This is a genomic window from Oscillatoria sp. FACHB-1407 (assembly GCF_014697545.1).
GTDB lineage: Bacteria > Cyanobacteriota > Cyanobacteriia > Elainellales > Elainellaceae > FACHB-1407.
This window is the reverse complement of sequence record NZ_JACJSA010000002.1, coordinates 46,156-71,259: the sequence shown is the minus strand read 5'-3', so window position 1 is coordinate 71,259 and position 25,104 is coordinate 46,156. Positions and strand designations below refer to the sequence as shown.

Annotated in this window: 22 protein-coding genes; 12 read left to right on the top strand and 10 right to left on the bottom strand. The window is 51.2% G+C overall.

Annotated features, from left to right (window positions below; translation table 11 throughout):
* The first annotated feature begins 104 nt into the window (after nt 1-104).
* The 4 genes from H6G89_RS03540 to H6G89_RS03525 all read left to right on the top strand — a co-directional run bounded on the left by H6G89_RS03540 (nt 105) and on the right by H6G89_RS03525 (nt 4,047).
* On the top strand, nt 105-1,010 hold the full coding sequence (locus H6G89_RS03540) for a peptidoglycan DD-metalloendopeptidase family protein (protein ID WP_206758096.1): 906 nt from the start codon (nt 105-107) through the stop codon (nt 1,008-1,010).
* 209 nt (nt 1,011-1,219) lie between these two features.
* Nucleotides 1,220-1,915: a response regulator transcription factor NblR gene (nblR, locus tag H6G89_RS03535; protein WP_190503917.1), complete on the top strand. Its 696-nt coding sequence runs from the start codon at nt 1,220-1,222 to the stop codon at nt 1,913-1,915.
* A gap of 142 nt (nt 1,916-2,057) precedes the next feature.
* Entirely contained in the window at nt 2,058-2,636 is a 579-nt protein-coding gene (locus H6G89_RS03530) for a DUF192 domain-containing protein (RefSeq protein WP_190503916.1), read from the top strand.
* Between the two features lie 1,219 nt (nt 2,637-3,855).
* A complete protein-coding gene (locus H6G89_RS03525) occupies nt 3,856-4,047 on the top strand; it encodes a DUF2949 domain-containing protein (RefSeq protein ID WP_190503915.1) in 192 nt (63 codons plus the stop codon).
* 444 nt (nt 4,048-4,491) lie between these two features.
* On the opposite strand, the gene H6G89_RS03520 is transcribed toward H6G89_RS03525, so the two are convergent.
* The 4 genes from H6G89_RS03520 to H6G89_RS03505 all read right to left on the bottom strand — a co-directional run bounded on the left by H6G89_RS03520 (nt 4,492) and on the right by H6G89_RS03505 (nt 7,940).
* The gene (locus H6G89_RS03520) at nt 4,492-5,643 is read right to left on the bottom strand and encodes a pyridoxal-phosphate-dependent aminotransferase family protein (RefSeq protein ID WP_190503914.1); all 1,152 of its coding nucleotides are present in this window, start codon (nt 5,641-5,643) and stop codon (nt 4,492-4,494) included.
* 468 nt (nt 5,644-6,111) lie between these two features.
* Nucleotides 6,112-6,423, bottom strand: coding sequence for a hypothetical protein (locus H6G89_RS03515; RefSeq protein ID WP_199336514.1), 312 nt, complete (start codon nt 6,421-6,423; stop codon nt 6,112-6,114).
* Nucleotides 6,424-6,590: 167 nt separating this feature from the next.
* Nucleotides 6,591-6,968 (bottom strand): VOC family protein, encoded by a 378-nt coding sequence (locus H6G89_RS03510; protein WP_190503913.1) that lies wholly within the window; start codon nt 6,966-6,968, stop codon nt 6,591-6,593.
* Nucleotides 6,969-6,974: 6 nt separating this feature from the next.
* Nucleotides 6,975-7,940, bottom strand: a complete 966-nt coding sequence (locus H6G89_RS03505) for an aldo/keto reductase (protein WP_190503912.1) — start codon at nt 7,938-7,940, stop codon at nt 6,975-6,977.
* 130 nt (nt 7,941-8,070) lie between these two features.
* On the opposite strand from H6G89_RS03505, the gene H6G89_RS03500 reads away from it, so the two are divergent.
* Nucleotides 8,071-8,790, top strand: a complete 720-nt coding sequence (locus tag H6G89_RS03500) for a glycerophosphodiester phosphodiesterase (RefSeq protein WP_190503911.1) — start codon at nt 8,071-8,073, stop codon at nt 8,788-8,790.
* Nucleotides 8,791-8,882: 92 nt separating this feature from the next.
* On the opposite strand, the gene H6G89_RS03495 is transcribed toward H6G89_RS03500, so the two are convergent.
* Nucleotides 8,883-9,875, bottom strand: coding sequence for a GGDEF domain-containing response regulator (locus H6G89_RS03495; RefSeq protein WP_190503910.1), 993 nt, complete (start codon nt 9,873-9,875; stop codon nt 8,883-8,885).
* A 494-nt stretch (nt 9,876-10,369) separates the two neighbouring features.
* Here H6G89_RS03495 and alaS point away from each other — a divergent pair, with 494 nt between their 5' ends.
* The gene (gene alaS / locus H6G89_RS03490) at nt 10,370-12,997 is read left to right on the top strand and encodes an alanine--tRNA ligase (RefSeq protein WP_190503909.1); all 2,628 of its coding nucleotides are present in this window, start codon (nt 10,370-10,372) and stop codon (nt 12,995-12,997) included.
* A 243-nt stretch (nt 12,998-13,240) separates the two neighbouring features.
* Here the strand turns inward: alaS and H6G89_RS03485 are convergent, their stop codons facing one another.
* Nucleotides 13,241-13,678 (bottom strand): tetratricopeptide repeat protein, encoded by a 438-nt coding sequence (locus H6G89_RS03485; protein WP_190503908.1) that lies wholly within the window; start codon nt 13,676-13,678, stop codon nt 13,241-13,243.
* Nucleotides 13,679-14,021: 343 nt separating this feature from the next.
* On the opposite strand from H6G89_RS03485, the gene H6G89_RS03480 reads away from it, so the two are divergent.
* Nucleotides 14,022-14,240 (top strand): hypothetical protein, encoded by a 219-nt coding sequence (locus tag H6G89_RS03480; RefSeq protein WP_190503907.1) that lies wholly within the window; start codon nt 14,022-14,024, stop codon nt 14,238-14,240.
* A 230-nt stretch (nt 14,241-14,470) separates the two neighbouring features.
* Here H6G89_RS03480 and H6G89_RS03475 read toward each other — a convergent pair whose 3' ends face one another.
* Nucleotides 14,471-15,190 (bottom strand): GntR family transcriptional regulator, encoded by a 720-nt coding sequence (locus H6G89_RS03475; RefSeq protein ID WP_190503906.1) that lies wholly within the window; start codon nt 15,188-15,190, stop codon nt 14,471-14,473.
* A gap of 178 nt (nt 15,191-15,368) precedes the next feature.
* On the opposite strand from H6G89_RS03475, the gene glyA reads away from it, so the two are divergent.
* From glyA to fghA, 4 genes are all read left to right on the top strand, one after another.
* On the top strand, nt 15,369-16,691 hold the full coding sequence (glyA, locus tag H6G89_RS03470; protein ID WP_190503905.1) for a serine hydroxymethyltransferase: 1,323 nt from the start codon (nt 15,369-15,371) through the stop codon (nt 16,689-16,691).
* A 3-nt stretch (nt 16,692-16,694) separates the two neighbouring features.
* Nucleotides 16,695-17,258 (top strand): RBBP9/YdeN family alpha/beta hydrolase, encoded by a 564-nt coding sequence (locus H6G89_RS03465; protein WP_190503904.1) that lies wholly within the window; start codon nt 16,695-16,697, stop codon nt 17,256-17,258.
* A 157-nt stretch (nt 17,259-17,415) separates the two neighbouring features.
* Nucleotides 17,416-18,525 carry an S-(hydroxymethyl)glutathione dehydrogenase/class III alcohol dehydrogenase gene (locus H6G89_RS03460; protein WP_190503903.1) on the top strand — a complete coding sequence of 370 codons (1,110 nt, stop codon included), beginning with the start codon at nt 17,416-17,418 and terminating at the stop codon, nt 18,523-18,525.
* A 187-nt stretch (nt 18,526-18,712) separates the two neighbouring features.
* Entirely contained in the window at nt 18,713-19,561 is an 849-nt protein-coding gene (fghA, locus tag H6G89_RS03455) for an S-formylglutathione hydrolase (protein ID WP_190503902.1), read from the top strand.
* Between the two features lie 114 nt (nt 19,562-19,675).
* On the opposite strand, the gene H6G89_RS03450 is transcribed toward fghA, so the two are convergent.
* The 3 genes from H6G89_RS03450 to H6G89_RS03440 form a co-directional block, all read right to left on the bottom strand.
* On the bottom strand, nt 19,676-20,938 hold the full coding sequence (locus H6G89_RS03450) for a calcium-binding protein (protein ID WP_190503901.1): 1,263 nt from the start codon (nt 20,936-20,938) through the stop codon (nt 19,676-19,678).
* Nucleotides 20,939-21,214: 276 nt separating this feature from the next.
* On the bottom strand, nt 21,215-22,519 hold the full coding sequence (locus H6G89_RS03445) for a calcium-binding protein (RefSeq protein WP_190503900.1): 1,305 nt from the start codon (nt 22,517-22,519) through the stop codon (nt 21,215-21,217).
* 155 nt (nt 22,520-22,674) lie between these two features.
* The gene (locus tag H6G89_RS03440) at nt 22,675-23,028 is read right to left on the bottom strand and encodes a hypothetical protein (protein WP_190503899.1); all 354 of its coding nucleotides are present in this window, start codon (nt 23,026-23,028) and stop codon (nt 22,675-22,677) included.
* Nucleotides 23,029-23,325: 297 nt separating this feature from the next.
* On the opposite strand from H6G89_RS03440, the gene H6G89_RS03435 reads away from it, so the two are divergent.
* Nucleotides 23,326-24,921 carry a hypothetical protein gene (locus H6G89_RS03435; protein WP_190504398.1) on the top strand — a complete coding sequence of 532 codons (1,596 nt, stop codon included), beginning with the start codon at nt 23,326-23,328 and terminating at the stop codon, nt 24,919-24,921.
* Nucleotides 24,922-25,104: the final 183 nt, after the last annotated feature.

Here is a 25,104-nt window from a genome sequence, read left to right as displayed (position 1 = left end):
CCCCATGGAAACAGTACACAAAAGGGAATGGGGAGTCGGGCAGTGGAGAGTTTTATCTGGAAATCGCTATCTTGGAGTAGATAATTGCTAATCGGCTTCTGCAAATGATGAATGTGTGGCGTTGGTTGTTAGGTAGTTCAGTCCTGGTCTGGTTGCTCTTGAGTGGCAACAGTCAGGCAATGCAACGCAATTCCCCAGATGGGGCGATCGCGTTAAAGCAAACTGATTCACTTTGCCCCCAACCCGCTCTGTCACGGGTGACCCGCCATCGCATTCAACCAGGAGAAACCTTAGTATCGATCGCCCAACGCTTTGATCTAATTCCAGAGACACTCATGGGGATGAATCCTGTTCTGCGGAGTGGTTCTGCCCCTGTAGGAACGGAGATTCTCATTCCGCCTTACAACGGCATTCGGGTGGAGGTGCCCACCGGACGCACCTGGCGTGACATCGCCACAACCTATGGTGTTCGAGCCGATGTGTTGTTTGAAATCAATGGTTGTCAGACGGCTCCGCGAGTGGTGTTTGTGCCGGGGGTCAACTGGTCACCCAACCCGATTCCGGCGAGTGTAGCGGGGCAAACCAGTCGCGTACTGAGGGGTTATCCATTGCCGAGCGTCGTTCCAGTCGTGGTGGGGCATGGCTGGCAGGTTGATCCGAGTTCAGGCGAGGTGGTGTTTCACAGCGGAGTCCGGTTAGCCGCAGCAGCAGGCACACCTGTTCTGGCAACCGGGGATGGGGTCATTGCCTTTGCTGCTAATCAGGGGAACTATGGCAATCTGATCGTGATTAACCACAACGAAGGCTTACAAACCCGTTATGCTCAACTGGCGACGATTGACGTCCAGATAGGACAAGCCGTAAGAGCGGGCGATCGCATCGGTACAGTCGGTGCAACCGGGTCTGCCAGAGAGCCGTATCTGCGATTTGAGGTACGTTCTAACTCTGATTTAGGCTGGGTAGCTCAAGACCCTGGGGCTTACCTTCAAAATTTGCGGGTGGGGCGATGAATTCGGTAGTAACTGTCAAAACCATTGAGACAAGAGGATTTGGAGGGTTGGCTCTCAGTTAGAGGTTCCACCCCTGCATTCCGCCCGAACCAACCCTGCGGTTGCTATACCATTAAAAAATTCAAGCCCAGGATCTATACAGCTGGGGGAAGTGCTATGGTGATGAGGCATGTCACAACAGGGTATTAATACTTATTCTCTGAATGATTATGACTTCAGGTGACCTGGATTATAGTCCTCGTGTGCTTCTCATTGAGGCGGATGAAACGCTGGCTCAGCATGTCAGTGCTGATTTACGAGAGTCAGGGTATGAAACGGCGATCGCCTATGACGCAGCCACAGGTCTTCACCAGGCACAGGAGTTTCAACCCTCGCTGATCGTCATCGACCGGATGTTAGCGGGCGAGTCTGGCTTGGTTTTGGTCGAGCGGTTGCGGACGGGAGGGGCGCGAGTACCCGTTTTGTTGCTCATGGCACGTGATAGCATCGACGACCGTATCGCCTGTTTAGAAGCCGGTGCAGATGATTACTTCTTAAAGCCCTATCGCAGCGAAGAATTTCTCAAACTGGTCAAGCTTTATTTACAACCTGAAGTCACCAGCAACGAACAACTCCGGTTTGCCGATCTGATGCTTGACCTGGCAACCCGTCGGGCTTTCCGCAATGAGCGCATCGTTGACTTGACCATGAAGGAATTTGAACTCCTGAAATACCTGATGGAGCACCCTCGTGAGGTGCTCACTCGTGAGCAGATCCTCGAAAATGTCTGGGGATACGACTTTTTGGGAGAGTCGAACGTGATCGAGGTCTACATTCGCTATCTGCGGCTCAAAATCGAAGACGAAGGAGAGAAACGCTTAATTCAAACGGTGCGTGGAGTGGGTTACGTGCTGCGTGAAAGCTAATGGGATTTTGGCTTGGTCTAAACCCCAATTACTGCAACCCTTATTTAAAATGGTGCTGAAGCAACCCCCGAAGGGACGTGATATGAGTTAGGAATTACGGAACCTTCTGATCCTTCAACCCACCTCTCCTCTGGTTTATCTGATGACCGTTCAACTCCCGCTTTCCCTCACTCGTTCCACCCGTCCCTATCAATTTGGAGTCACCCTGGGGCTTAGCTTGCTATTGCTGGCGTGCTCCTCTCCCAATACGACGGTTAACCCGGATGTCGCTCAAGGGACGGCAACGCCATCTCCCTCTGCTGAATCGGATATCAGTTCAGGACAAATGTTACCCATCACCGCAGAAGCCGAAATCCGAGGACAGCGTATTCAACTGGAGGTAGCACGCACACCAGAACAACAGGCAATGGGGCTGATGTATCGCCGGGAACTCGCAGACGATCGCGGTATGTTGTTTCCGTTTGCGTTTCCCCGTCCGGCTCAATTTTGGATGCGCAATACCTTGATTCCGTTAGATATGCTGTTTCTGCTAAACGGAGAGGTCAAAGCGATCGCCGCCAATGCTGCTCCCTGTACCACACCCACCTGCCCGTTGTATGAGTCAGGTGTTCCTGTCAACCAGGTGATTGAGTTGCGGGGCGGACGAGCGGCAGAGCTAGGGATACAAGTGGGCGATCGCATTACCATTCGCACGTTGCCTGCTCCTAACAATACTCAGTAGGAGGGATAGTGCCCTCTCCTGAGGAATGGGAATTAAATAAGTTCGATATTTGGTAGAGGTGGGTTTTGCCGTCAAATCCATGGCAGAGCAGAGATTAGTCTGCTAAACCCACCCGTACCGTTTGCAGATTTATTAAGTCCACATTAAGTCCACAATCCTAAGTAACGTGAATTCGGGATAAGGATTTCGGCGGTTAAAACCGCCTCTATCAGAGCAAAACCGACCTGCGTCGGTTCGTCAAATCCTGCATTTTCCATAGTCCGCGTCGGCGGATTTCCTCTAATACAGCAAAAAATAAGGTTTGAAAGGGGTGAAGGGGTTTCACCCCTTCTTAGGGGCGAAGCCCCCGAACCCCCTACATTGCAGAACGTTGTGTTCGCAACACTAGTAGCCGCGAATTCATTCGCCGGGCTCTTAAACCGAACTGACGTTAGGTACTGTTATTCACAGGTAGGGTCTGGCAATAAAACCAGTGGGGTGTGGGGGATGTTTCCCCATCCAGGGGTTCCAACCCTGCACCCCAAATTTTCACCCTTATTTACGACCAGTTGTACTAAGTCAAACAGGATATTTTTTACATTTACAAAAGTTATTGGAAACTTCTGTGAATTTATTAGGGAAAGACTATACACAGTCTTGAGGATTTGTTAATCTAACTTTCCGGATGTAACTTAAGAGACAGATTGCCTTTCAGGTTTCTTAAGAATCTCCTGGATTTCACGAGTATTCCCTTAAGCACGATTAAAAAAAGGAGTACTCTCGCGGAAGGTTAAAGTCAGCGTTGGCAGTTTAATGATGCGTAACGCTGTCATTCAATCCCCTCCTTCACCTGGGTTTGACTTGTCAATTAGTTGATTAGTCAAAACAAAAGGGGTTCAGGATTGAACTTAACTATCCTCAGGTACATGACCTAAATCCGAGCGGAAAGGCTGCTTTACAGATAGTCATCTAATCCGTTGTCGTTTGTCTAAATACTGAAACAGCAGATAGATAAATTGCAACGATAACGATTGTCTATTTCACTGGAAAATAGCTCTTTATTGCGGCTGATCTGTTGACTGTCTTTGTTAAGGGCAAGTTCCCTTACTGGCATCATGACAGATCAAAGAGTGGCTCTGATTTCTCATCCGAGAAGTTTGGATACTCCACAATAGGTCAATAGTCAGGTCTGTTTCGATTGCAAAAATTAGTGAACTTCTTTAGGAGGTGAATATTAGGAATGACGCCTGCAAAACACTCTCGATTTCTTCAATTTCTTCAAGACGAATTAGCAATTTCGCCTTCTCAAATCGCGATCGCCCTCCGGCATCTTGAGCAAGATCCAGGACCATTGCCCATGATTTTGTGGCAATACGGCTTGGTTACGTTAGAACAGCTCGATCGTATCTATGATTGGCTAGAGACGGCTTGAAGTCCCCAATTTCCAGGAGTACCCATTGATGTTAAGTCGGCTGCACATTATTGCTGATGTGATACGACAACGAAATAAACGCCTCGGAAAAATAAAATATCTGCAATTTCAAACGCAAACCCAAGCAAAAAGAGAGCGAGTCAATTACGACTCGCTCTTTTGCATTTAAGAGTTGTTATCCGTAGTGGCTCAAACACTGATGCTGGGGAACTTCCTGACTCGCCTCCGCCCCATCGAATGGGGCTATGGCTATACAAGTCAATTCGGGGTAGAAACTTGACAAATCTAGGACGGACTCCGGCATTCGAGAGCTACAGAACCTCAGGGAGTGATCAACCTAACGGGAAGCGGTTTTGCCCTCATAGCGTTTGTCTAAAGACTCACGCTAAGGTCTGCGGTTTAATCACCACAATCCCCAGCCAGAACTCCGATTGCAAGTAGATGTCAGGATTGAGTCAACACTTGAGCCGCTGCCGTTGTGCCAGCCCCCAGAGTGGCATTTTGATATCCCAGTTCTTGCAAAGTAGCTTCGAGTGCGCCGACTGCGGTCAAGATGTCGCGATCGCTAACGAAGCCCAAATGTCCCACCCGGAAGATCTTGCCACTGAGATGGTCTTGTCCACCCGCCAAAGCGATATCAAACCGTTTCCGCATGATGGAGCGAATTTGTTCTGCATCGACATCCACCGGGGCAACGGCTGTGATAGCTGGGCTACCTACTGCGTCAGATGTAAAGAGGGGCAAGCCCAACGCCTTCATCGCTGCACGAGTGGCTCTCATGTGCCGATGATGACGGGCAAAAATAGCATCAAGTCCTTCCTTCTGCATCATTTGCAAGGCTACTTGTAAGCCAAAGAACATATTGACCGGAGGGGTAAAGGGGCTACTGTTTTTAGCGGTTTCCTTGCGATACTTGCCCAAATCCAGGTAGAACCGGGGTGATTTAGCAGTCGCGTAAGCCTCCCATGCTTTTGCACTGACCGCAACAAACCCTAACCCAGGGGGCAACATAAAGCCTTTTTGCGAACCGGAACCGATAACATCCAGTCCCCATTCATCCATTGGTACGCTGGTAGCACCGAGGCTAGTCACGGCATCCACGATCATCAACGCGCCATGAGCATTCACATAACGGCTAATGGTTTGTAGATCGTTGAGAACTCCAGTTGAGGTTTCACTGTGAGTGACAATGACTGCCTTAATTTCTTTGTTAGTGTCTGCTTCTAGTTTGGTGCGAAACTCTTCAGGTTCGAGGGGTTTGCCCCATTCAGCCTTGACTTCCTCAACCGCATAGCTATACGCCTGACATACCTTTGCCCAGCGTTCGCCAAACTTACCGTTGTTACCGACTAAGACGCGATCGCCAGGGCTAAGGAAGTTGATAATGCCCGCTTCCATGGCTCCAGTACCACTGGCAGCCAGGGTCAACACATCGTTTTGGGTCTGGTGCAACCACTTCAGCCCTGCGGTCACTTCAGCAATCACTTTGCCAAAATCGCCACTCCGATGCCCAATCGGATGTTTAGCAAGGGCGCGTAAAACCTGTTCTGGTACTGGTGTTGGACCAGGAATCATGAGCATTAACTTATCGTCCATCTGTCTGTCCTGCCTGTAAAAACTCTACGCATCGCGTGTTACGGTGCTTTCAGTGCGATCGAACCCGGCGATTTAAGCGTGAATGTGTGCAAATTGGAGTAGATCCAGAATGACATAACTTTTCCCCATCATTGCTAAATCGCAAGTTAAATCCAGCAATAACCCTGTTGGTTGAACAAAGCCCAGGGGCGAAACCCTTGACCGATGGTGTTCCAAACCTAAGTTCGCTCCGTTGGGGACTTGTGTACACGGTAGTCTTACCGAGGGGGACGGCAACAGCCGGGGGTCAGTAGCAACAGATCTGACCAAAGCTATAGCAGTATTCACTAAGGTTAGAACGGGGTGCAGGGGTGCAACCCCACCCCCTTATGTCCTAATGCATATGCGTAGGGCTATATATCTTTCAAACCAAAAACCCCCAGTCATGCTGGAGGTTTTTGGGGGAAATGATGATGTCATTGAGGGGGCTTAGCGGTAATCCGCTTTGCCGTAGTAACGCTGCTCAATCCAGACTCGCACTTCCATTTCTGACAACAGACGAGCCGTCTGCTGAGTGGTTGGGTCATACACGTTCCACCAGATGCCACCAGTCTGGTCTTGAGTTTGCCAAACTCGAAGTTCGGAACCTCGTGAGAAGAAATTGAAGAGTTGGTTGCCAAAGGTCTTGAACAGTGACAACACCTTGGAGCTGATAGATGGGAACCATTTTTCGGTTTGAAGCGATGATTCCGGTTTGTGAGTCGGATGAGTGTAGTGCATCCGATGTTCGTAGGTTGCCATTTGAGTGACCTCTTCAGCGATTCAGATTGTGAGCGAATCCTTGATCTACTCACACTCTTAGAATACCCACTGGGACTGATAACTCACTTCACCTGGCTGATTCATCCGGTGGCATGAGAGTAAAGGAACGGGGGGGGTGAGACGGGGAGAAAGGGGAAGGGGGCATGTTAGTCGTTTGAAATCTCCAGCAGGTTGCCATCGGGATCACGGATGTAGAGAGAGGCGATCGCCCCCAATGCTCCGGTGCGAGTAACAATCCCCTCCTCAATCGCAATACCCAATGCCTGAAGATGCTCGACAACTTGCTTCAAAGGAGTTGTCGTAATGAAGCACAAATCCGCTGACCCCGGCGTGGGATGCAGTGCTTTGGGTTCAAACTCTTTGCTGACCTGATGCAGGTTGATTTTTTGCCGCCCAAATTGTAAGGCGGTGCGATTGTCCCCAAAGGTGACCACTTGCAGCCCCAAAACACGAGTGTAGAAGTCGCAGGTTGTCGGGATGTCTTGAACAGTTAACACGAGATGGTCGAGGCGATCGATCTGCATAAAATCTTATGCTGCAAACTCCCACATGACCGGATTGCTATCAAGGTGGTCAGTAACGGTGCGCCCGATCGTGCTGATCTCTGCCAGTTCATCAGGTGAGAGTTGCACATCAGTCGCTTTGGCGTTTTGGAGTGCCTGGTCGGTATTACGTGCCCCGGCGATCGCATTGGTTTGAGGCTGAGCAATCAGCCATGCCAGAGCCAGTTGAGCCAGAGTACACTGATGTCGTTCAGCAATGGGGCGCAGACGATCCAAAGCAGCCTGTGCTCGCTCGTAGTTTTGCCCCTTAAAGAGTTTATTCTTGGCGCGAATGTCGCCTTCTTGAAACTGGTGATCAGGCTTGAATTTTCCCGTCAGCAATCCCTGTGCCAGTGGCGAATAAGCCAGAATGGAAATGTTATTTTCAATGCAATAGGGCATGGCGTCCGTTTCAACGCCCCGCCAGAACAGGTTATAGGGAGGCTGGAGGCTATCAATCTGCCCGTATTGAGCGGCTTCAGCCAGTTGCTTGCCAGAAAAGTTAGAAACCCCGATCGCCCGAATCTTGCCCTGATCTCGCAGCTTAGTCAGAGCTTCCATGGTTTCACCAATTGGCACCACCTCACTGTTAAAGCTGCCAGAGGGCCAGTGAATTTGATAGAGGTCGATGTACTCGGTGTTCAAATTTTGTAGGGAGCGATCGCACGCCTCTAACACCTGGTCGTATTTCATGTGGTTGGCAAACACCTTGGTCGCCAGCACAACCTGATCCCGGACATCACTCAAAGCTTTGGCGACAATCTGTTCTGAATACCCCTTACCATAGACCTCCGCCGTGTCGAAGGTGGTGATTCCGGCATCTAATGCTGCTCTGAGTGCCCGAATCACTTCGTCATCTTCGATGCCAACCCAACCCCGTTTTCCTGCCTGCCAGGTGCCCAGAATAATGGGCGTAATTGCGATTCCCGATCTACCTAAGGTTCGTTTTTCCATAGTGATGCCTGGTTGCCACAGATAAACGGTAACAAATTCAGGAAAAAGGGAAACCTGACGTGGGTAGACATTGAGCAAATTTGCCCCTACAGTTTGCAGCAGTGGGCACGATGAGGAGTTAGTGAGGAATATGCAACCACTAGTTATTGCTCACCGAGGAGCATCCGCCTACGCAAAGGAAAACACCCTGATTTCCTTTGATAAGGCGATCGCCCTTGGTGCTGATATGGTCGAGTTTGATGTTAGACGCACCCGTGATCGAGTGTTAATCATTCATCACGATGCAGAGATTAATCAAAAGCCCATCCGGCAGCTAACCTATGCCCAGGTGCAGGCGTTTGATCCAGATATTCCCAAACTTGAAGAGGCGATCGCCTTATGTCGCGGTCGAGTGCGCCTTGACGTGGAGCTCAAAGAAGCAGGCTACGAAAAACGAGTGCTTGAGCTGTTATCGCGATACTTCTCCAAAGACGAATTTGTTATCACCTCGTTCCACCCGTTTGCCATCAACGCTGTCAAACGTCTCTGCCCCGACATTAAGACGGGGTTTTTATTTGGTTATGGAACGGTCGATTTTTGCCGTTCATTGCGGTTTGGCTCCAAAGCTGTGAGCGATCGCATCCGAGAAATGAGAGCCGATTTTATTGCCCCCCACTGGGAGCTATTAGACACCGATCTGCTCTCTAGGGTCGTTACCGGACGTATGCCTATCTGGGTCTGGACGGTCAACGAAGCCTCTGTCATCGAGCATCTTTTGAACGACAGCCGTATTGAGGGGATCATTACCGACAAACCCGATCTAGGATTGCAACTCCGACAAAGAGCGTTGGCATATCCAGAGTTGGTATAAATTGCCAAAATCCTTATCCCGAATTCACGTTCAAGCGGGATGAACGATAAAGGATGAAAAACGCTTATCCTTCATCGTTTATCCCTTATTCCTCATCCTTTGCCCTCACTCACCACCCGATTTCGTCCCTGAGACTTCGCGGTGAGGAGGTTTTGGTCAGCTCGTCTGAGTAAACTGATGCCTCTCGCATCGTCTTCTGGTAACAGGGAAGCCGTTCCAGCACTAACTGTGATCTGGAGATCGAGGGTTTCATCAATCACAAAGGGTTGATCAGCGATCAAGCAGCAGATCCGGTGAGCGACGAGGTTGGCTTCAGTGCAACCCGTATCACTGAGGATAATGACAAATTCTTCGCCTCCATAGCGAAATGGGGTGTCATAAAATCGCAGGTTGTGGCGCAGGCGGGTGGCAAGCAGTTGCAGAGCGCGATCGCCTACGAGATGCCCATAGGTGTCGTTGATGGTTTTGAAGAAGTCCACATCCAGCATCATCAAACTGATGGGCATGTTGCGATCGCGAGCGTTGTGAATCTGTCGAGGCAACTCCCATTCAAAGGCGCGGCGATTGTTGAGTTCGGTGAGCGGATCCGAGAGAGCGATCGCCGACAACACATCGTTAGCACGCATTAGCTCTCGGTGATTGTGAACGCGCCGCAATCCCACCTGAATGTAAGCCTGCAACAGGCGCATCAATAGATCATCTGGCTCGACTCCAGAGGGTTGCGAGTCAACTTGGGAAGCTCGAATCGACAGATAAGCATCGGCTCCAGATTCGAGTGCTTTGATTTCAGCCTCAAGCGATCGCGGTATCAGGGTTGTTGGGTTCGCATCCGCAACACAATCCTCTAAAACAAGGCAATAGATCCAGGACAAACGACTCTGCTCTTTAATCCGCTGACACAGGTCGAGGCTACCGGATTGATTGGCTTGCAAGATGAGCAAGTCAGGTTGTTGAGCTTGAATCAGCGGCACTGCCTCTGAGGGTTCAGCAGCAACTTCTACAGTTGAATTGGTGACGTCACAAAGGGTCTTAAGGATGGATGCAAGAAAGGTTTCGCATCCAACAACAAGGATAGAAGCATCCATTGATAGTGAAGGAGCTTGCTGTAAAGGTAGATTTTCAAGGAATAGAAGATAGATTGGCGATTTGCCAGGAACCTCAGCGCAACAAACTTAACCACTGTCCAAGCAATTGAAATTGAATTTGACGCAAAGCATTTGTATTCCAAGTTTACCCAGGTCTAGATAGGCTACAGACAGCTTGAGGCGCATTCCTTATTCTGCCCAATCTGACTCTTTTGAGGGATGAAGGATGAGGGATGAAACGGCTTCCCATTACCTACTCCCCATTCCCTTATCAAATCCTCCTAACCTCACCGGATTTTGTCGAATCCTGCGGCATGATTGAAAATAGAATAACTAAGTGCAATTCGTCATAAATAGGGATAGGAATTTGGGGTGCAGGGGTGGAACCCCTGACTGGGGGCACAGCCCCCACACCTCCTGGTTTTATTTCCAAACCCTATCTGTGAATAGCCATACTAAGCAACAAAATAACCCTGCAATTCGGCAACACTCCCATGTCCACTCCCCTTAGCGGCGCACAAATTCGACAAACATTCCTGGATTTCTATGCAGCCAGAGGGCACCAAATCCTGCCCAGTGCCTCATTGGTGCCTGAAGACCCGACCGTGCTGTTGACGATCGCGGGTATGTTGCCGTTTAAGCCCATCTTTTTGGGACAGCGTACCCCCGAATTTAACAGAGCCACCACTTCTCAGAAATGCATTCGCACCAACGATATTGAGAATGTGGGTCGCACAGCGAGACACCAGACCTTCTTTGAAATGTTGGGCAACTTCAGCTTTGGCGACTATTTCAAGGAGAAGGCGATCGCCTGGGCATGGGAGTTGTCCACTGAGGTGTTTAAGCTGCCTGCCGAGCGGTTGGTGGTCAGCGTGTTCCGCGAAGATGACGAAGCCTTTGCCATCTGGCGCGATCAGGTCGGTGTGCCTGTCGCCCGCATCAAGCGCATGGACGAAGCCGATAACTTCTGGGTGTCGGGTCCGACGGGTCCCTGTGGCCCTTGCTCAGAGATCTACTACGACTTTTATCCTGAGCGAGGCGACGAGAATATCGACCTGGAAGACGATACCCGCTTCATCGAGTTCTACAACCTGGTTTTCATGCAATACAACCGGGATGCAGACGGCAACCTAACCCCCCTGCAAGCGCAAAACATTGACACAGGCATGGGGTTAGAGCGCATCGCCCAGATTTTGCAGAAGGTTCCCAACAACTACGAGACGGATCTGATCTTCCCCATCGTCAAAACGGCAGCGAGTCTGGCAGGGATTGACTACTTCAAAGCGGATGATGCCACCAAAGTGTCGCTGAAGGTGATTGGCGACCACACGCGTGCGGTTATGCACATGATTGCCGATGGCATTACTGCATCAAACCTGGGACGGGGCTACGTGCTGCGACGATTGATTCGGCGCACCGTGCGGCATGGCCGTTTGATTGGCATCGATCGCCCCTTTATTACCGAAGTGGCAGAAACGGCGATCGCTCTGAATGAAGACGCCTATCCCAATGTGCGGCAGCGGGAGCCAGCGATTAAGGCTGAACTGCAACTGGAGGAAGCCCGCTTCCTGGAAACCCTCGATCGGGGTGAAAAGTTGCTGGCAGACATTCTGGCAAAAGTGGGCAAAGCGGGGGAAATTTCCGGGCGCGATGCCTTCATTCTCTATGACACCTACGGCTTTCCGCTGGAGTTGACCCAGGAGATCGCTGAGGAGAAGGGCTTAACCGTCGATGTCGAAGGGTTTGAAGTTGAGATGGAGCAACAACGGCAGCGATCGCAAGCGGCACACGAAAGCATCGACCTGACGGTGCAGGGGTCGCTCGATAAGCTGGCGGAGAACCTGCACGAAACCAACTTCCTGGGCTACACGCAGGCATCCAGTCCCGCAGAAGTGCAACTCTTGCTGGTGGCAGGTAAACCCGTTGACCGTGCGGAGGCAGGAACCGCAGTCCAGATTGCCCTGGATCAAACGCCGTTTTATGCCGAGTCTGGTGGACAGATTGGCGATCGCGGCTATCTCTCCGGGGCTGATGTCGTCGTGCGAGTGGAGGATGTCAAAAAAGAAGGAGCCATCTTCGTTCACTTTGGGCGAATTGAGCGGGGTACGTTGAAGGTGGGCGATCGCGTCACGGCCCAGATCGACCTCGCCTGTCGTCGGCGGGCACAGGCAAACCACACAGCAACACACTTGCTGCAAGCCGCACTGAAACAACTGATCGACCCCAACATCAGCCAGCAGGGGTCGCTGGTCGCTTTTGACCGGATGCGGTTTGACTTCAACTTCTCACGGGCACTCACGGCTGAAGAGTTAGAGCAAATCGAGGAGCAGATCAACACCTGGATTGCCGAAGCTCACTCGGCACAAATTGCTGTGATGCCGCTAACGGAGGCAAGAGCCAAAGGAGCCACCGCCATGTTTGGCGAGAAGTATGGTGATGAGGTGCGCGTCATCGACTTTTCGGGTGTGTCCATGGAGTTGTGCGGGGGCACCCACGTCAGCAACACCGCTGAGATCGGCTTGTTCAAAATCATTTCGGAAACCGGCGTTGCCGCAGGCATCCGGCGAATTGAAGGGGTCGCAGGTCCAGCCGTACTGGAATATCTCAACGTGCGCGATCGCGTCGTGCGGGAGTTGAGCGATCGCTTTAAGTCGAAACCCGAAGAGGTGCTCGATCGCGTTACCTCACTGCAAACGGAGTTGAGAACCACTCAGAAACAACTGGAGCAACTCAAATCAGAACTGGCAATCGCCAAGTCTGATCAGTTGCTGGAACAGGCTGAAACGGTAGGTGATTTCAAGATCCTGGTCGCCAATCTGGAAGGGGTCGATGCTGACTCCCTCAAGACGGCAGCAGAACGTCTCCTGCAAAAACTGGGAGACGGTGCGATCGTGTTGGGTTCCGTCCCCGAACCGGAGAAAGTCAGTCTGGTGGCTGCCTTCAGCAAAGGGATCAACGACAAAGGACTGCAAGCGGGTAAATTCATTGGGGCGATCGCCAAGATCTGTGGCGGTGGCGGTGGCGGTCGTCCAAACTTCGCCCAGGCAGGGGGACGCGATGCCAGCAAACTCCCTGAAGCCCTGGAGAAAGCTCACCAAGACCTGATTACGGCTCTAAGTTAAGCCCCTGGCGAATGAATTCGCGGCTGTAGCCCTACGCACATGCATTAAGACATAAGGGGGTGTGGGGGCTGTGCCTCCAGTCAGGGGTTCCACCCCTGCACCCCGTCTTAACCTTAGTGAGTACTGCTATATTAAGGAGATTTCCAGGAAACAAAATACCTGTAAGGGCGTTTCGCGAAACGCCCCTACCCAAAACCGACGGGTAGATTCTTTCTCAGAAATCTCCTTATTTAATTCCCATGCCTAAGATAGCCAGTGTGCCTGCGAATTTTTGAGGGACTTCCACACCTTCCGTAAGCGTTGCAGCAAAGTCTGCCACATAGACTGCCGCTTCACCCCTAAGGCGCGATCGTAGCTGGCATAGGCAGACCGATAATCGCCTAACCGATGCAGAGCAACTCCTCTAAACGTCCATGCTTCGGAGTCTTCAGGCTGAAGGGACAACGCCTGCTCACAGCTATCGAGAGCTTCTTCATATCGTTCCAGGTGAATTAGAATAACTCCTCGAAATACCCAAGCTGCTGCGTAATCAGGGCGAATTTTTATTACCCTCTCGAAGCAATATAAAGCATCAGGATATCTACCTAAATTAGCCAATGCTTCACCCTGGTTATACCAGGCGACACTATCACTTGCATCAGCTACTGAGGAAAGATCGAGATCGGCGAGGGGGTTACTCATAAATTGTTTCAGCAGATCGGTTTAGGAAAGTGACAGGCTACCTCAACCTCTAATATCCATGGGTTGAGATGAGACAAAACAGACGATTTACATCCAGTATTGGTGTTAGCAAAACCCCTGGGGGAGGGGATTGCCTGGTCACTGCCCCTGATCAATAACCAACGCAACGGACTGGTTAAACCAGTAGCCCACAAATCTAACTGAATATTAACCTCTGTCTAGCAGTTCATGATCCAGTCTTTACTTTTTGTAGTTATTTAAAGTACGTATTCTTGCTCATACTGGACTGCGTAAAAACGATTGCTGGATCACGCTGTATGTGTTTTTTACAACTTAACGCAGGATGGAGCATCGCTGCCGGAATTTAATTAACATCAATTCGGAGTTGACACCTACCTGGCGAACAATTCGCGGCTATGGGAGTCAAGTCCACCTGAGCAGACTACGCAATGCGTTGGATGATGCGGAGATGTTGATGCGATGTCCGGTGAAGCCAGAGGGCATTGATCAGATGGTGGAGTTGTTGCGAGAAGCGATTGTGGAGCACGGAATGGGAAGGTAGAGACGCGATTCATCGCGTCATCGCGTCTGTACGGAATGGAGAGTAGGATTAAAGCGATGAATCGCGCCCGGATGAAGTGGGATTAAAGATGCAAGAAGCACCTGGCGAATGAATTCGCGGCTATCAAGATGAAGTTCACCGTCGCAGACTACCAGAAACAAGGATTTGCTCAACCGACGCAGATCAGTTTTGCCCGTATCGCCTTCGACTAAGCTTACGTCGCATGAGATTTATGGTGCAGTTTGTAGCAATCCAGTCTCGCTGAGATGCCCGATTAATCGGGTTTTGGCTAACTCTAAGTGACTTGTCAGTAATTGTTTTGCGGTTTCGCTATCGCGCTGTTTGCAGGCTTCTAAAATAGCTCGATGCTCCGCTTGAGAGCGCGTCTGAGCCTGAGTTAGAGAGATGTGGAGTCGAACATAGCGATCGGAGTTAGTGTAGATCTTTTCCAGAATTGATAGTAAGTGGGGGCGACTGGCAGGCAGGTACAGCACGGAGTGAAACTGCCAGTTTAGCTCTCCCCATTGGGCAATATTGGTTTCCACCTCGGCTGCTTCAATGATTTGCTCCGCTCGAATGAAAGTCTCTGCTGTCAGATTGGGCACGGCAAGCTCGATCGCCCGACATTCCAAAAGTATCCTTAACTCAAACATTTCAACCATTTCAGGTAGCGACATCTCAGAGACAACGGCTCCCCGATTCGCAATAAATTTGACTAATCCCTCTGCTTCCAGTTGGCGCAACGCTTCCCGAATCGGAATTTTGCTTGTCCCCAGTTCAGCGGCGATGGTGTCTTGACGCAGCGGTTCACCTGCTTTGAAGACTCCTGAAACGATCGCCTCTCGCAAAATTTCGACCACTAATTTTGAGGTCGATCCCGATTGTTTCTGCCATACTTCTACAAATTCGCTGAGTTTTACAGAACTGGCACTTGTTGCTTTAGAAGCCATGGAATGTTGGGAATTGGGATTTTCAAGAATCGTATACGATTCTTGACACCAAATCGTATACGATTTAGCATGTCAGAGTTAAATCGTATACGATTTGCGGCTAACGAGCAATGACCGTGTTTCCCATTCACCTGTGGGCTGAAGCAATCATCAGCTCATTCTTTGAGGCAACTTACTGATGCAGACCCTAGCAAAACGGTCGTGGGTTCCGACCGACTCTGAAAACTACATCCAATCCCTGGCAGAGCGATTCGCCGCTCTAGATGCCGATCGCCTGGAAGCCGAACTCGATCGCCTGATTGACGAAAATCGCGCTATCCACGAACGCCTCTGCATTAACCTGAATCCGGCGACCAATGTGATGAACCCCAAAGCGGAGGCGGTGCTATCACGCGGACTCGGCTCCCGACCCTCGTTGGGTTATCCGGGTGATAAGTATGAGATGGGGTTGGAGGCGATCGAGCAGATTGAGGTGATTGCAGCAGAGCTTGCCTGTGAGGTGTTTAACGCCCGCTTTGCCGAGTTTCGGGTGCCATCGGGGGCGATCGCCAACCTTTACGCCTTCATCGCGACCTGCAACCCTGGAAGCCGGATTATTGTTCCCTCGCCTGCGATCGGTGGGCACGTTACCCATCATGAACCGGGTGCGGCGGGGTTGTTTGGTCTGGAGATCCACGCTGCCCCCATTGATGCAGCCCACTACACCGTTGATGTGGAGGCGTTGCGACAGCAGGCTCGCCAGTTGCAACCTGACCTGATCACCATTGGGGGGAGTTTGAATTTGTGCCCTCACCCGATTCGTGAGATTCGCCAGATTGCCGATGAAGTGGGCGCGCTGGTGTTATTTGATGCGGCTCACCTGTCGGGAATGATTACCGGAAAAGCATGGCAGCAACCCCTGGAGGAAGGGGCTCACCTGATGACCATGAGCACTTACAAGAGCTTTGGGGGAGCAGCATCGGGGCTAATTTTGACCAACGAACCGGAACTGGCGCAACGGCTAGACCAGATTGCCTATCCCGGACTCACCGCCAATTTTGATGCGGCAAAGACGGCTGCTCTGGCGATCGCCCTCCTGGACTGGAAGGTGTACGGTCGCAGCTATGCGGCGATGATGGCGGAGACAGCGCAACGGCTCGCTCAAGAACTGGCGATTCAAGGGGTTCCGGTTTTCAAAACAGATCTGGGGTACACGACCTCTCATCAGTTTGCGATCGCGGCTACCACATTTGGTGGCGGGCAACACCTGGCAAAACGGCTGCGTCGAGCCAATCTCTTGACCTCTGGCATTGGTCTACCGATCGCCCCCGTAAACAGTGATATGAACGGTTTGCGATTGGGCACTCCAGAAGTGGTGCGTTGGGGAATGAAGCCCAACGACATGGTTGATCTGGCTACGTTGATCAGTCGGGTATTGGTTAAAGGTGAACAGCCAGAAGCCGTTGCACCGGATGTAATTGAATTTCGTCGCCAGTTTCAACAATTGCATTTCATTCGATAATCCATGACTCCTACTGTTTTACTTGTGCCGGGTTATCTAAATTCGGCTCCAGGACACTGGCAGAGCCTCTGGGAAGAAGAACACCCTGAGTTTCGGCGGGTGATGCAGCGCGACTGGGAAGCTCCCGATCGCCAGGAATGGATTCAAACCCTTGATCAGGCTATTTACACCAGTGCTGCTCCGGTGGTGTTGGCGGGGCATAGCTGTGGTTCCGTGGCGATCGCCCTGTGGGGAGAGCAGTGGAGAGGACGTTGGGGAGAGCAACACAACTCCTGTCCTGTGATCGGAGCATTACTGGTTGCCCCAGCCGACTGCGAAGCTGCCGATGCCATTCCTGCCATTCAACCCCTGGCTCCCATGCCCCGTACCCCGCTTCCGTTTCCCAGCATTGTCGTTGCCAGTTCTAATGACCCCTACATTCGCTTGCCTCGCGCTCAAGCGTTCGCTCAAGCCTGGGGGAGTCGATTGCAGGTGTTACAAGGGGCAGGGCATATCACCACGGACTCTGGTTATGGGGATTGGGCAGAGGGAAAGCAGTGGCTTCAGGAGTTGATGAATGGGAAGTAAGGGAATGGGGAGGAGGGAGGAGACTACCATTTTTGGGGCCTTCTCATAGCGGTTGCTCAAATACTTCAAGAAGCTTAAGACTGGGTAGAAGCCTCGCTGAATATGGGATAGTCATTAATCTGAATGTCTGTTCATCCATGAATTTCAGGAGCGAGGTATGGAGGTCAAAGCAGCCGTTGCTTACGAAGCCGGGAAACCTTTGAGTATTGAAACCGTTCAGCTAGAGGGACCCCAAGAAGGCGAAGTGTTGGTCGAAATCAAAGCTACCGGAGTTTGCCACACTGATGCCTACACCCTCTCTGGGGCTGACCCTGAAGGTTTATTTCCAGCCATCTTGGGGCATGAAGGCGCAGGAGTTGTCGTGGAAGTGGGGGCTGGAGTCAAATCGGTTAAACCGGGCGATCATGTGATTCCCCTCTACACACCAGAGTGCCGCAACTGTGAATACTGTCTCAGCCAGAAAACCAATTTGTGTCAGGCAATTCGCAGCACGCAGGGACGCGGATTGATGCCCAATGGGACTAGCCGTTTCTCCAAAAATGGCACGATGATTCATCACTACATGGGCACCTCCACCTTTGCCAACTACACGGTGTTGCCAGAAATTGCGGTTGCTAAAATCCGTGAGGATGCTCCCTTTGAAAAAGTCTGTTACATCGGCTGTGGTGTGACGACCGGAGTGGGGGCTGTGATCAACACCGCCAAGGTCGAACCGGGATCTAACGTTGTCGTGTTTGGTTTGGGTGGCATCGGCTTAAACGTGATTCAAGGTGCTCGCATGGTGGGTGCCAACATGATTGTCGGTGTAGACCTCAATCCCAAAAAGCGTGCCCTTGCAGAAAAGCTGGGGATGACCCACTTTGTAAATCCCAAAGAAGTGGAAGGCGATCTCGTGCCCTATCTGGTAGAACTGACCAAAGGTGGCGCGGACTATAGCTTTGAGTGCATTGGCAATGTCAATGTGATGCGGCAGGCGTTGGAGTGCTGTCACAAAGGCTGGGGTGTGAGTGTGATTATTGGGGTTGCCGGAGCCGGGCAAGAAATTAGCACCCGTCCATTTCAACTTGTGACAGGTCGTGTCTGGAAGGGCAGTGCCTTTGGTGGAGCAAGGGGGCGCACAGATGTGCCCAAGATTGTGGATTGGTATATGGATGGCAAGATTAACATTGATGATTTGATTACCAATGTGATGCCGATTGATCAGGTGAATGAAGCGTTTGACCTGATGCATCGGGGAGACGCCATTCGGACGGTTTTAACCTTTTAGAAAATTTAGTTCGGAGATAAGGCTGAAGGATGAGGGATAAAAAGAAGCGATCGCTGATGGTTAGTTTTTAATAGTCAGCCCTAACCTCATCCTCTAATCTCTCATCCTTCAGCCTTTTCTTCTCTTTTCTTTCTTCTCTCTTACCTTTTCTCTCTTCTTTTTTCCTTCTTCTTTTTTCTCCTCCTACATGTCTACCTCCCTCAATCTGATCAATCAGCACGTCTGTTTTGGAGGCACGGTTGAGTTCTACAGCCATGCCTCCAGTGCTTGCAATAGCGATATGAGGTTTGCGGTCTACCAACCACCGCAGGCGCGATCGCACCCCGTTCCAGTGCTCTATTTCTTGTCAGGATTAACCTGCACCGAAGAAAACTTTATGGTCAAAGCAGGGGCACAACAATTTGCTGCCAAATATGGCGTGATGTTAGTGGCACCGGATACAAGCCCTCGCGGTCGTGGCATTCCCGGAGAGGATGACGACTGGGATTTTGGCACAGGGGCAGGCTTTTATGTGGATGCTACAGAAGCTCCCTGGAGTCAGTATTACCGCATGTACAGCTATGTCACTCAGGAATTGCCTGCGCTGATGGCAGCAAACTTTCCAATTCAAAACAATCGCCAGGGCATCTTTGGTCACTCGATGGGAGGGCATGGGGCACTGATCTGTGCGCTGAAGAACCCGATGCAGTATCAATCCGTGTCTGCCTTTGCGCCGATCGCCGCACCAATGCAATGTCCCTGGGGACAAAAAGCGTTTAGCCACTACCTGGGCAACCATCAAGAAACGTGGCGTGCCTATGATGCCAGTGAACTGGTGCTCACGACCCAGCGCGATCGCCCCATCCTGATTGATCAAGGCATGGCTGACCCCTTCTTAGAAAATCAACTCATGCCCGAACGATTTGAGGAAGCCTGTGCCAAAGCCGGACAACCCCTCACCCTACGACGACAAGATGGATATGACCACGGTTATTACTTCATCGCCACATTTATTGAAGATCACATTCGCTTTCATGCCGAAGCCTTGAGGGAGTAAGTAGAGAAGTGGGGGAGTGAGGGGAGTAAAGGAGTAGAAGTATTCATTCTTGCTCCTTCCCTTCACCTCTTTACCCTATTCCCCACTCCCTATTCCCCACTCCCCACTCTTCATCTACAGCGTGATCACAAAGTCTGATGCTGACAATGTGCTGACACCTGCGATCGTCGCAAATGCACCACGGAATCCTTCATCTCCAAAGCCGGAACCCGTTCCATTTTGGTTTGAGAACAGGGTATTGCTCTGACGGCTAAAGACAACACGGGCAGCACTGGTAGCAGCAGCAGCATCCGTATCAACGGCATCAAACTCGGCTGCAACGCTGAAACCACTTCCAGCAAGGCTATTGAGAGTAAAGAGAGTGCGGGAGAGAACGATTTTGTCACTGTCACGGCTAAAGTCGGTAATGGTGTCAATGCCATCTGTCCGCACGATGTAAAGGAATTGGTCACTTCCAGTTCCACCTGTCAGGGAGTCGTTGCCATTGCCACCTACCAGTGTGTCGTTACCATCCCCACCATTTAAGATGTCGCTGCCGTCTGCTCCATCCAGGTTGTTCGCCGCAGCATTCCCGGTAATGCTGTTGTCAAGACCGTTGCCAACGGCTCCAATCCCTCTAGTGCCGAGAATTTCCAAATTTTCGATGTTATTTCGCAACGTGTAGCTATCACCAACAAAGCCAGTTGAGAAGACAAATACTTTGTCTGTGCCAGCATTGGCATCTTCAACCACGCTGTCATCGGCTTGATTGATGTAGTAGTTATCGTCGCCCAAACCGCCAACCAGTTGGTCAATGTCTTGAGTCAGGTTAGTGATGTCTGTTCCTGCGGTGCGGATGTCGAGTCCGCCAATCAAGGTGTCGTTGCCTGCGTCACCTGCTAGAGCGTCTTCACCTTCCCCACCGATCAGCGTGTCGTTGCCATTGCCACCCAGGAGTGAGTCAGCACCCTGTCTGCCATTGAGAGTATCATCGCCATCCCGTCCCTGGAGGTCGTTATTACCCAGATTGCCGATGATGGTGTTGTTCAGGTTGTTGCCAAAGCCGTCGATCGCCGCCCGTCCTAATAGTGTCAGGTTTTCGATATTGGCACCAAGCGTCCAGGTAACGGTGGCTTGGACGGTGTCTGTTCCCTGTCCAACGCCTTCGATGGTGCGATCGCCCACACTGTTGACCACGTAAATGTCGTCGCCTCTGCCACCGATCATACGATCGTTGCCCAGACCGCCATTCATCACATCATTGCCGTCTGCACCTCGGAGGTTGTCGTTTCCGGCTAAACCAAACAGAGTGTCATTTCCACCCAAGCCCAAAATGATGTCGCTTTCACGGGTGCCTCTGAGGCGATCGTTGATTGATTTTCCTCGAATAACTGCCATTGATGTCTCCTCATCAAAAAAGATTTAAATAGCGCAGCGTGAACAAAAAGGAGCAACAGATCTCGCAGGGCGCAGGTGCAGATTGCTGTTAATCACTGGGGATGTCGTTTTTGAAGCTGTTGACCGGGCACTGTTGAGGTTGCCAGCGGCTTCATCCAAAACGGTTATCTCTCGTTTTGTTCAATGCACTACTTTGACGCTGATTGCTAGATGTAAGTTTCACAACATTTTGGGGAATCCTGTCCTCGTTTGTGGCGGTTTTCAAACTGGTATGGGTCACGCCACGATTTCAAAGTCGGTCGCAACGACAGTATTGATGTTAAAGAGGATGGCGATCGCCCCACTGGCATCCACCGCTCCAAAGCCGACTGCTGTCCCGTTAGGGTTGTAAAAGAGCTTTTCAGAGTCGCGGCTAAAGACAACCGTTGCTGCACTGGTTTCGGCTAGCGCATCCGTTGCTACATCGGCAAACTCAGCCGCCACACTAAAGCCTGTGCCGATCGCACTGGTGAGGGCTGTGAAGGTAGCTTTTGAGAGCACAATCTTGTCGGTGCCTGTCACAAAGTCGGTGATGGTGTCGATGCCCACAGCAGTTGTCGTGAAAGCACTGGAAGCACTAAAGACAAAGCGATCGCTGCCGTCGTTTCCGGTTAAAAAGTCGTTTCCGGCATTGCCGTTGAGAGTGTTGTTTCCGGCGTTGCCTTTAAGGACGTTGCCAATGGCGTTGCCAAATCCGTCAAAGCTGCGTGTGCCCTGAATCTCTAAATCTTCCAGAGCCTCACTCAAGGTAAATGAAGCTCCATCGTAAACATTGGCAACCAGCAACACGGAATCAATGCCTTCGTTTGCCAGTTCCACAATGACATCAGTGGTGGCGTTGATCACATAGGTGTCATTGCCTGTGCCCCCGGTGAGGCGATCGCTATCTCGAAGGCTTGTGCCTCCGTTGAGGGTGTCATCTCCCTCGCCCCCCGTGAGGGTGTCATCTCCCAGACCACCCAACAATTCATCTCGTCCACCATTGCCATTGAGCAGATCATTCCCGGTGCCGCCATCGATCGTGTCGTCTCCGGCATCGCCAGAGGCCGTGTCATTCCCGTCACCCCCCAATAGGCGATCGTCCCCGGTGCCGCCATTAAGGGTGTCGTTACCCCCACCGCCACCGAGAATGTCGTTGCCCCCTAACCCCTGCAAAAGATTATTGGCACGATTGCCCGACAGGGTGTTGTCGTCCCGGTTGCCAGTGCCGTTGATGGCACGGTTGCCTGATAAAATCAGCCGCTCAACGTGATTGGGTAGGGTAAAGGTAATAAAGGTGCGGATGATATCGATGCCCTGGTTGACGCTTTCAACGATGCGATCGCGCCGATTATCGACAAAGTAGACGTCGTTTCCCCTACCTCCCGACAGGCGATCGCCCCCAGTGCCCCCGTTAAGCAGGTCATTGCCATCGCCACCCCCCAACGTATCGTTTTGTTGAAATCCAAAGAGGCGATCGTTGCCCCCTAACCCCAGCAAAGAATCCCGTTCAGGTGTGCCTCGCAGCACGTTATTAAAGTTGTCTCCGATCAACGTTGCCATGCGTCGCTCTTCCTTTGGTCAACCTTGAGTTGCCTGAATCTACACCAGATTTAGCTTAAAACCTGGCGGTATTCTGAAAATCATGTTCAACGGGGCTGTCAAAACACGATTGCTTGAGTTCTGGAGTAGATCAACACAGATGAAGGCTGAGGCTGTTAGCTAAAGAGCGATCGCCGCTTAGCTGATGTCGTGGCGTCTGTTGTCGGTAGTGAACGAACCAGACGACGCAGTTCTAAAATAAAGCAATCTACCGCAAATTTAGAAATACCCTGCTCAATCATTGAGTTCATTAACCGACTCAACATTGCATCCGTAATGTCATGCACATTGACACTCGATTGGGGGTGGTTGAGCCGCTGCCAATAGTATTGCGCTTCACCCACTGGATTATTCTCAATGCATTGGTTGTAGTAATTGTTGAGCGCACGATCGTAAGCCGCTTTCCAGGAATTCCAGCGATTCGCAATAATTGCGAAGGGGGTATTCAAATGATGAGAAGCTTGAGCCATTTTTAAACCGCAGATAACAATGAAGTTAAAGGAATCTAAAGCTGTGGTTTAGTTTAAAAGACCGTGGGGATCGCGATCGCGTTATCGTTATATTTCTTGTTTATCTTCTGCCATAGGGAAGATGCTGCTCTCTTGAAGACCTGCGGTTTGTCACTCTGTTTCTTCACAGTTGCTTTAAATTCCGCTGGAACTTATACTCAACTCGTTTTGTCATTTCAGGAGGAATACGGTTGATTTAGGCGGCGAGCAGCTTGAATCCCCGGCACTTATCCATTCACCCTGAATAAAAAATCACCTATGAGTAATATGAAACGTCGATTGGGTAGCCACAAACGGTTTACCTGGAAGAAAGCGGCGATCGCTCTGATGACCTCGACCTGTGTTTTGAGTAGCTTTGCTCCATTGGCAATGGCGACTCCTGCTCCATTTCAAATTAGCCAGCGACAAGGTTGGAATGGATCGGTCAATATGTCTCGGTTGGTCAACTCCAGACAGGAAGTGACTGCTCTGGTGTTGCAGCTAAACGTCCTGGACAAACCCGAAACGACCTATGCCAATGCCGTGTATCAAGTGTTTGGCAGAATTAACGGACGGTGGACGGAGATCTACACCAACACCGGGGCTCGTTTGCTGCCCAATGGAGCAGGACGGGTGACAATGCCACCAGAGGTGATTCCGTTAGACGATCTGCGGCTACCGGATGATGTGGATTTAGTAGATTTGGAGCTGAAGGCGGAAGTGCAGTTGCGCTATGACCTGCGTGGGGGACAGCGCAATCAAACAATCGTGCTAGAGCAAACGCAATTCTACACCGCAATCTCCACAGTAACGGCTCAACAAATTGCCAATAATCGACCCGGTAACGGCAACCAACAGCGTCCTAATCAAGGACACTTTAGCCTTGCTATTCGTCAGTCTCAGGTGACGCTGCCAGAGGTCATCGCACGGGTCACATTACAGTCTCGACGCTCAGATACCTATCTGCAAGAACGGTTTGTGGGCGATTTTCGCTATCGCATGAACCAGCGGGCGCAGTTCGTTCAGGGGTTAAATGCAGGCGATCGCGTTGTGGTACGTCTCTTTACGCCACAAAACGTGTTGGTTGGCTACACCGAGTTTGAGCTACTAGAGGATAACGCCGCTGTCACACTAGTGCTGCCCAGCCAAGCAAACCAATACGGCACAGTTCGCACAGTCTATGGTATTGACGCGGATCAAAATGGGGCGATCGACGCTAACACCAGCACCTACGACTACTTCACCCAGATCACCCGATCGAGTCAACTCAGCCAGACCCAGGTTACATTCCTGAGCAGCACCCAAACCATCAACACGCGCCTGTTCCAGGTTCAGGGGTTGCCCACTCCGCCGCGTGAATGTGTCTATAGCGAATCCTTCCGGCGAGGCTCGTTCTCGTTGGTTAGCCGCACATTGTATGTCTTCCGTCGTGGACTTGCGCCTGCCATCACCGCTCTGCCCGGTCGCGTTGTGCAAATCGTCAGCCTCAATAGCAGCCGTGTTGAAATCTACGAAGTTAGCCAACTGATCGTTACCTATCGCGAAGTCGGCTTTACCGAAGGGAGCATCACCAGCATTTGTGACATCCGTTGCGTCGATAGTGGGGACTACGACGATGATGACGATGACGATGATGACGACGATGACGATGATGACGATGACGACGATGATGACGATGACGACGATGACGACGATGACGATGATGACGATGATGACGACGATGACGATGATGACGACGATGATGGTCGTCGCCGTCGCCGTGGTTGCAATCAAGGTATCGGCAATGGGGCTGAGGGATGTGACCCTGGCAACTCTCGTCCTCGCGGCGGCAGCAATGATGAAGGTGGACGCCAACCGGGTGGACGCCGACGCTAAACTGCCTTAGATCTGATACCAATTTGAATTGGCTTCGCTGCACATGATTTCGTAAGGGCGTTTCGCGAAACGCCCCTACCCAGTGATCTGCCACAATCAAACATTAAATCGGTATGAGAAACAAAGGTTGGGGTTCCTTGAGAATCCCAACTTCTTGTTTTTGGCGATCGCTCTCCACGAAAT

Excerpts from the sequence above, each read along its gene's own strand:
- H6G89_RS03485 (WP_190503908.1), bottom strand. The coding sequence starts at position 13,678 with ATGAGTAACCCCCTCGCCGATCTCGATCTTTCCTCAGTAGCTGATGCA.
- H6G89_RS03435 (WP_190504398.1), top strand. The coding sequence starts at position 23,326 with ATGAGTAATATGAAACGTCGATTGGGTAGCCACAAACGGTTTACCTGG.
- fghA (WP_190503902.1), top strand. The coding sequence starts at position 18,713 with ATGTCTACCTCCCTCAATCTGATCAATCAGCACGTCTGTTTTGGAGGC.
- alaS (WP_190503909.1), top strand. The coding sequence starts at position 10,370 with ATGTCCACTCCCCTTAGCGGCGCACAAATTCGACAAACATTCCTGGAT.
- H6G89_RS03540 (WP_206758096.1), top strand. The coding sequence starts at position 105 with ATGATGAATGTGTGGCGTTGGTTGTTAGGTAGTTCAGTCCTGGTCTGG.
- H6G89_RS03480 (WP_190503907.1), top strand. The coding sequence starts at position 14,022 with ATGGAGCATCGCTGCCGGAATTTAATTAACATCAATTCGGAGTTGACA.
- H6G89_RS03505 (WP_190503912.1), bottom strand. The coding sequence starts at position 7,940 with ATGGAAAAACGAACCTTAGGTAGATCGGGAATCGCAATTACGCCCATT.
- H6G89_RS03525 (WP_190503915.1), top strand. The coding sequence starts at position 3,856 with ATGACGCCTGCAAAACACTCTCGATTTCTTCAATTTCTTCAAGACGAA.
- H6G89_RS03530 (WP_190503916.1), top strand. The coding sequence starts at position 2,058 with ATGACCGTTCAACTCCCGCTTTCCCTCACTCGTTCCACCCGTCCCTAT.
- H6G89_RS03520 (WP_190503914.1), bottom strand. The coding sequence starts at position 5,643 with ATGGACGATAAGTTAATGCTCATGATTCCTGGTCCAACACCAGTACCA.
- H6G89_RS03495 (WP_190503910.1), bottom strand. The coding sequence starts at position 9,875 with ATGGATGCTTCTATCCTTGTTGTTGGATGCGAAACCTTTCTTGCATCC.
- H6G89_RS03460 (WP_190503903.1), top strand. The coding sequence starts at position 17,416 with ATGGAGGTCAAAGCAGCCGTTGCTTACGAAGCCGGGAAACCTTTGAGT.
- H6G89_RS03450 (WP_190503901.1), bottom strand. The coding sequence starts at position 20,938 with ATGGCAGTTATTCGAGGAAAATCAATCAACGATCGCCTCAGAGGCACC.
- H6G89_RS03500 (WP_190503911.1), top strand. The coding sequence starts at position 8,071 with ATGCAACCACTAGTTATTGCTCACCGAGGAGCATCCGCCTACGCAAAG.
- H6G89_RS03440 (WP_190503899.1), bottom strand. The coding sequence starts at position 23,028 with ATGGCTCAAGCTTCTCATCATTTGAATACCCCCTTCGCAATTATTGCG.
- glyA (WP_190503905.1), top strand. The coding sequence starts at position 15,369 with ATGCAGACCCTAGCAAAACGGTCGTGGGTTCCGACCGACTCTGAAAAC.
- H6G89_RS03515 (WP_199336514.1), bottom strand. The coding sequence starts at position 6,423 with ATGGCAACCTACGAACATCGGATGCACTACACTCATCCGACTCACAAA.
- H6G89_RS03465 (WP_190503904.1), top strand. The coding sequence starts at position 16,695 with ATGACTCCTACTGTTTTACTTGTGCCGGGTTATCTAAATTCGGCTCCA.
- H6G89_RS03475 (WP_190503906.1), bottom strand. The coding sequence starts at position 15,190 with ATGGCTTCTAAAGCAACAAGTGCCAGTTCTGTAAAACTCAGCGAATTT.
- H6G89_RS03445 (WP_190503900.1), bottom strand. The coding sequence starts at position 22,519 with ATGGCAACGTTGATCGGAGACAACTTTAATAACGTGCTGCGAGGCACA.
- nblR (WP_190503917.1), top strand. The coding sequence starts at position 1,220 with ATGACTTCAGGTGACCTGGATTATAGTCCTCGTGTGCTTCTCATTGAG.
- H6G89_RS03510 (WP_190503913.1), bottom strand. The coding sequence starts at position 6,968 with ATGCAGATCGATCGCCTCGACCATCTCGTGTTAACTGTTCAAGACATC.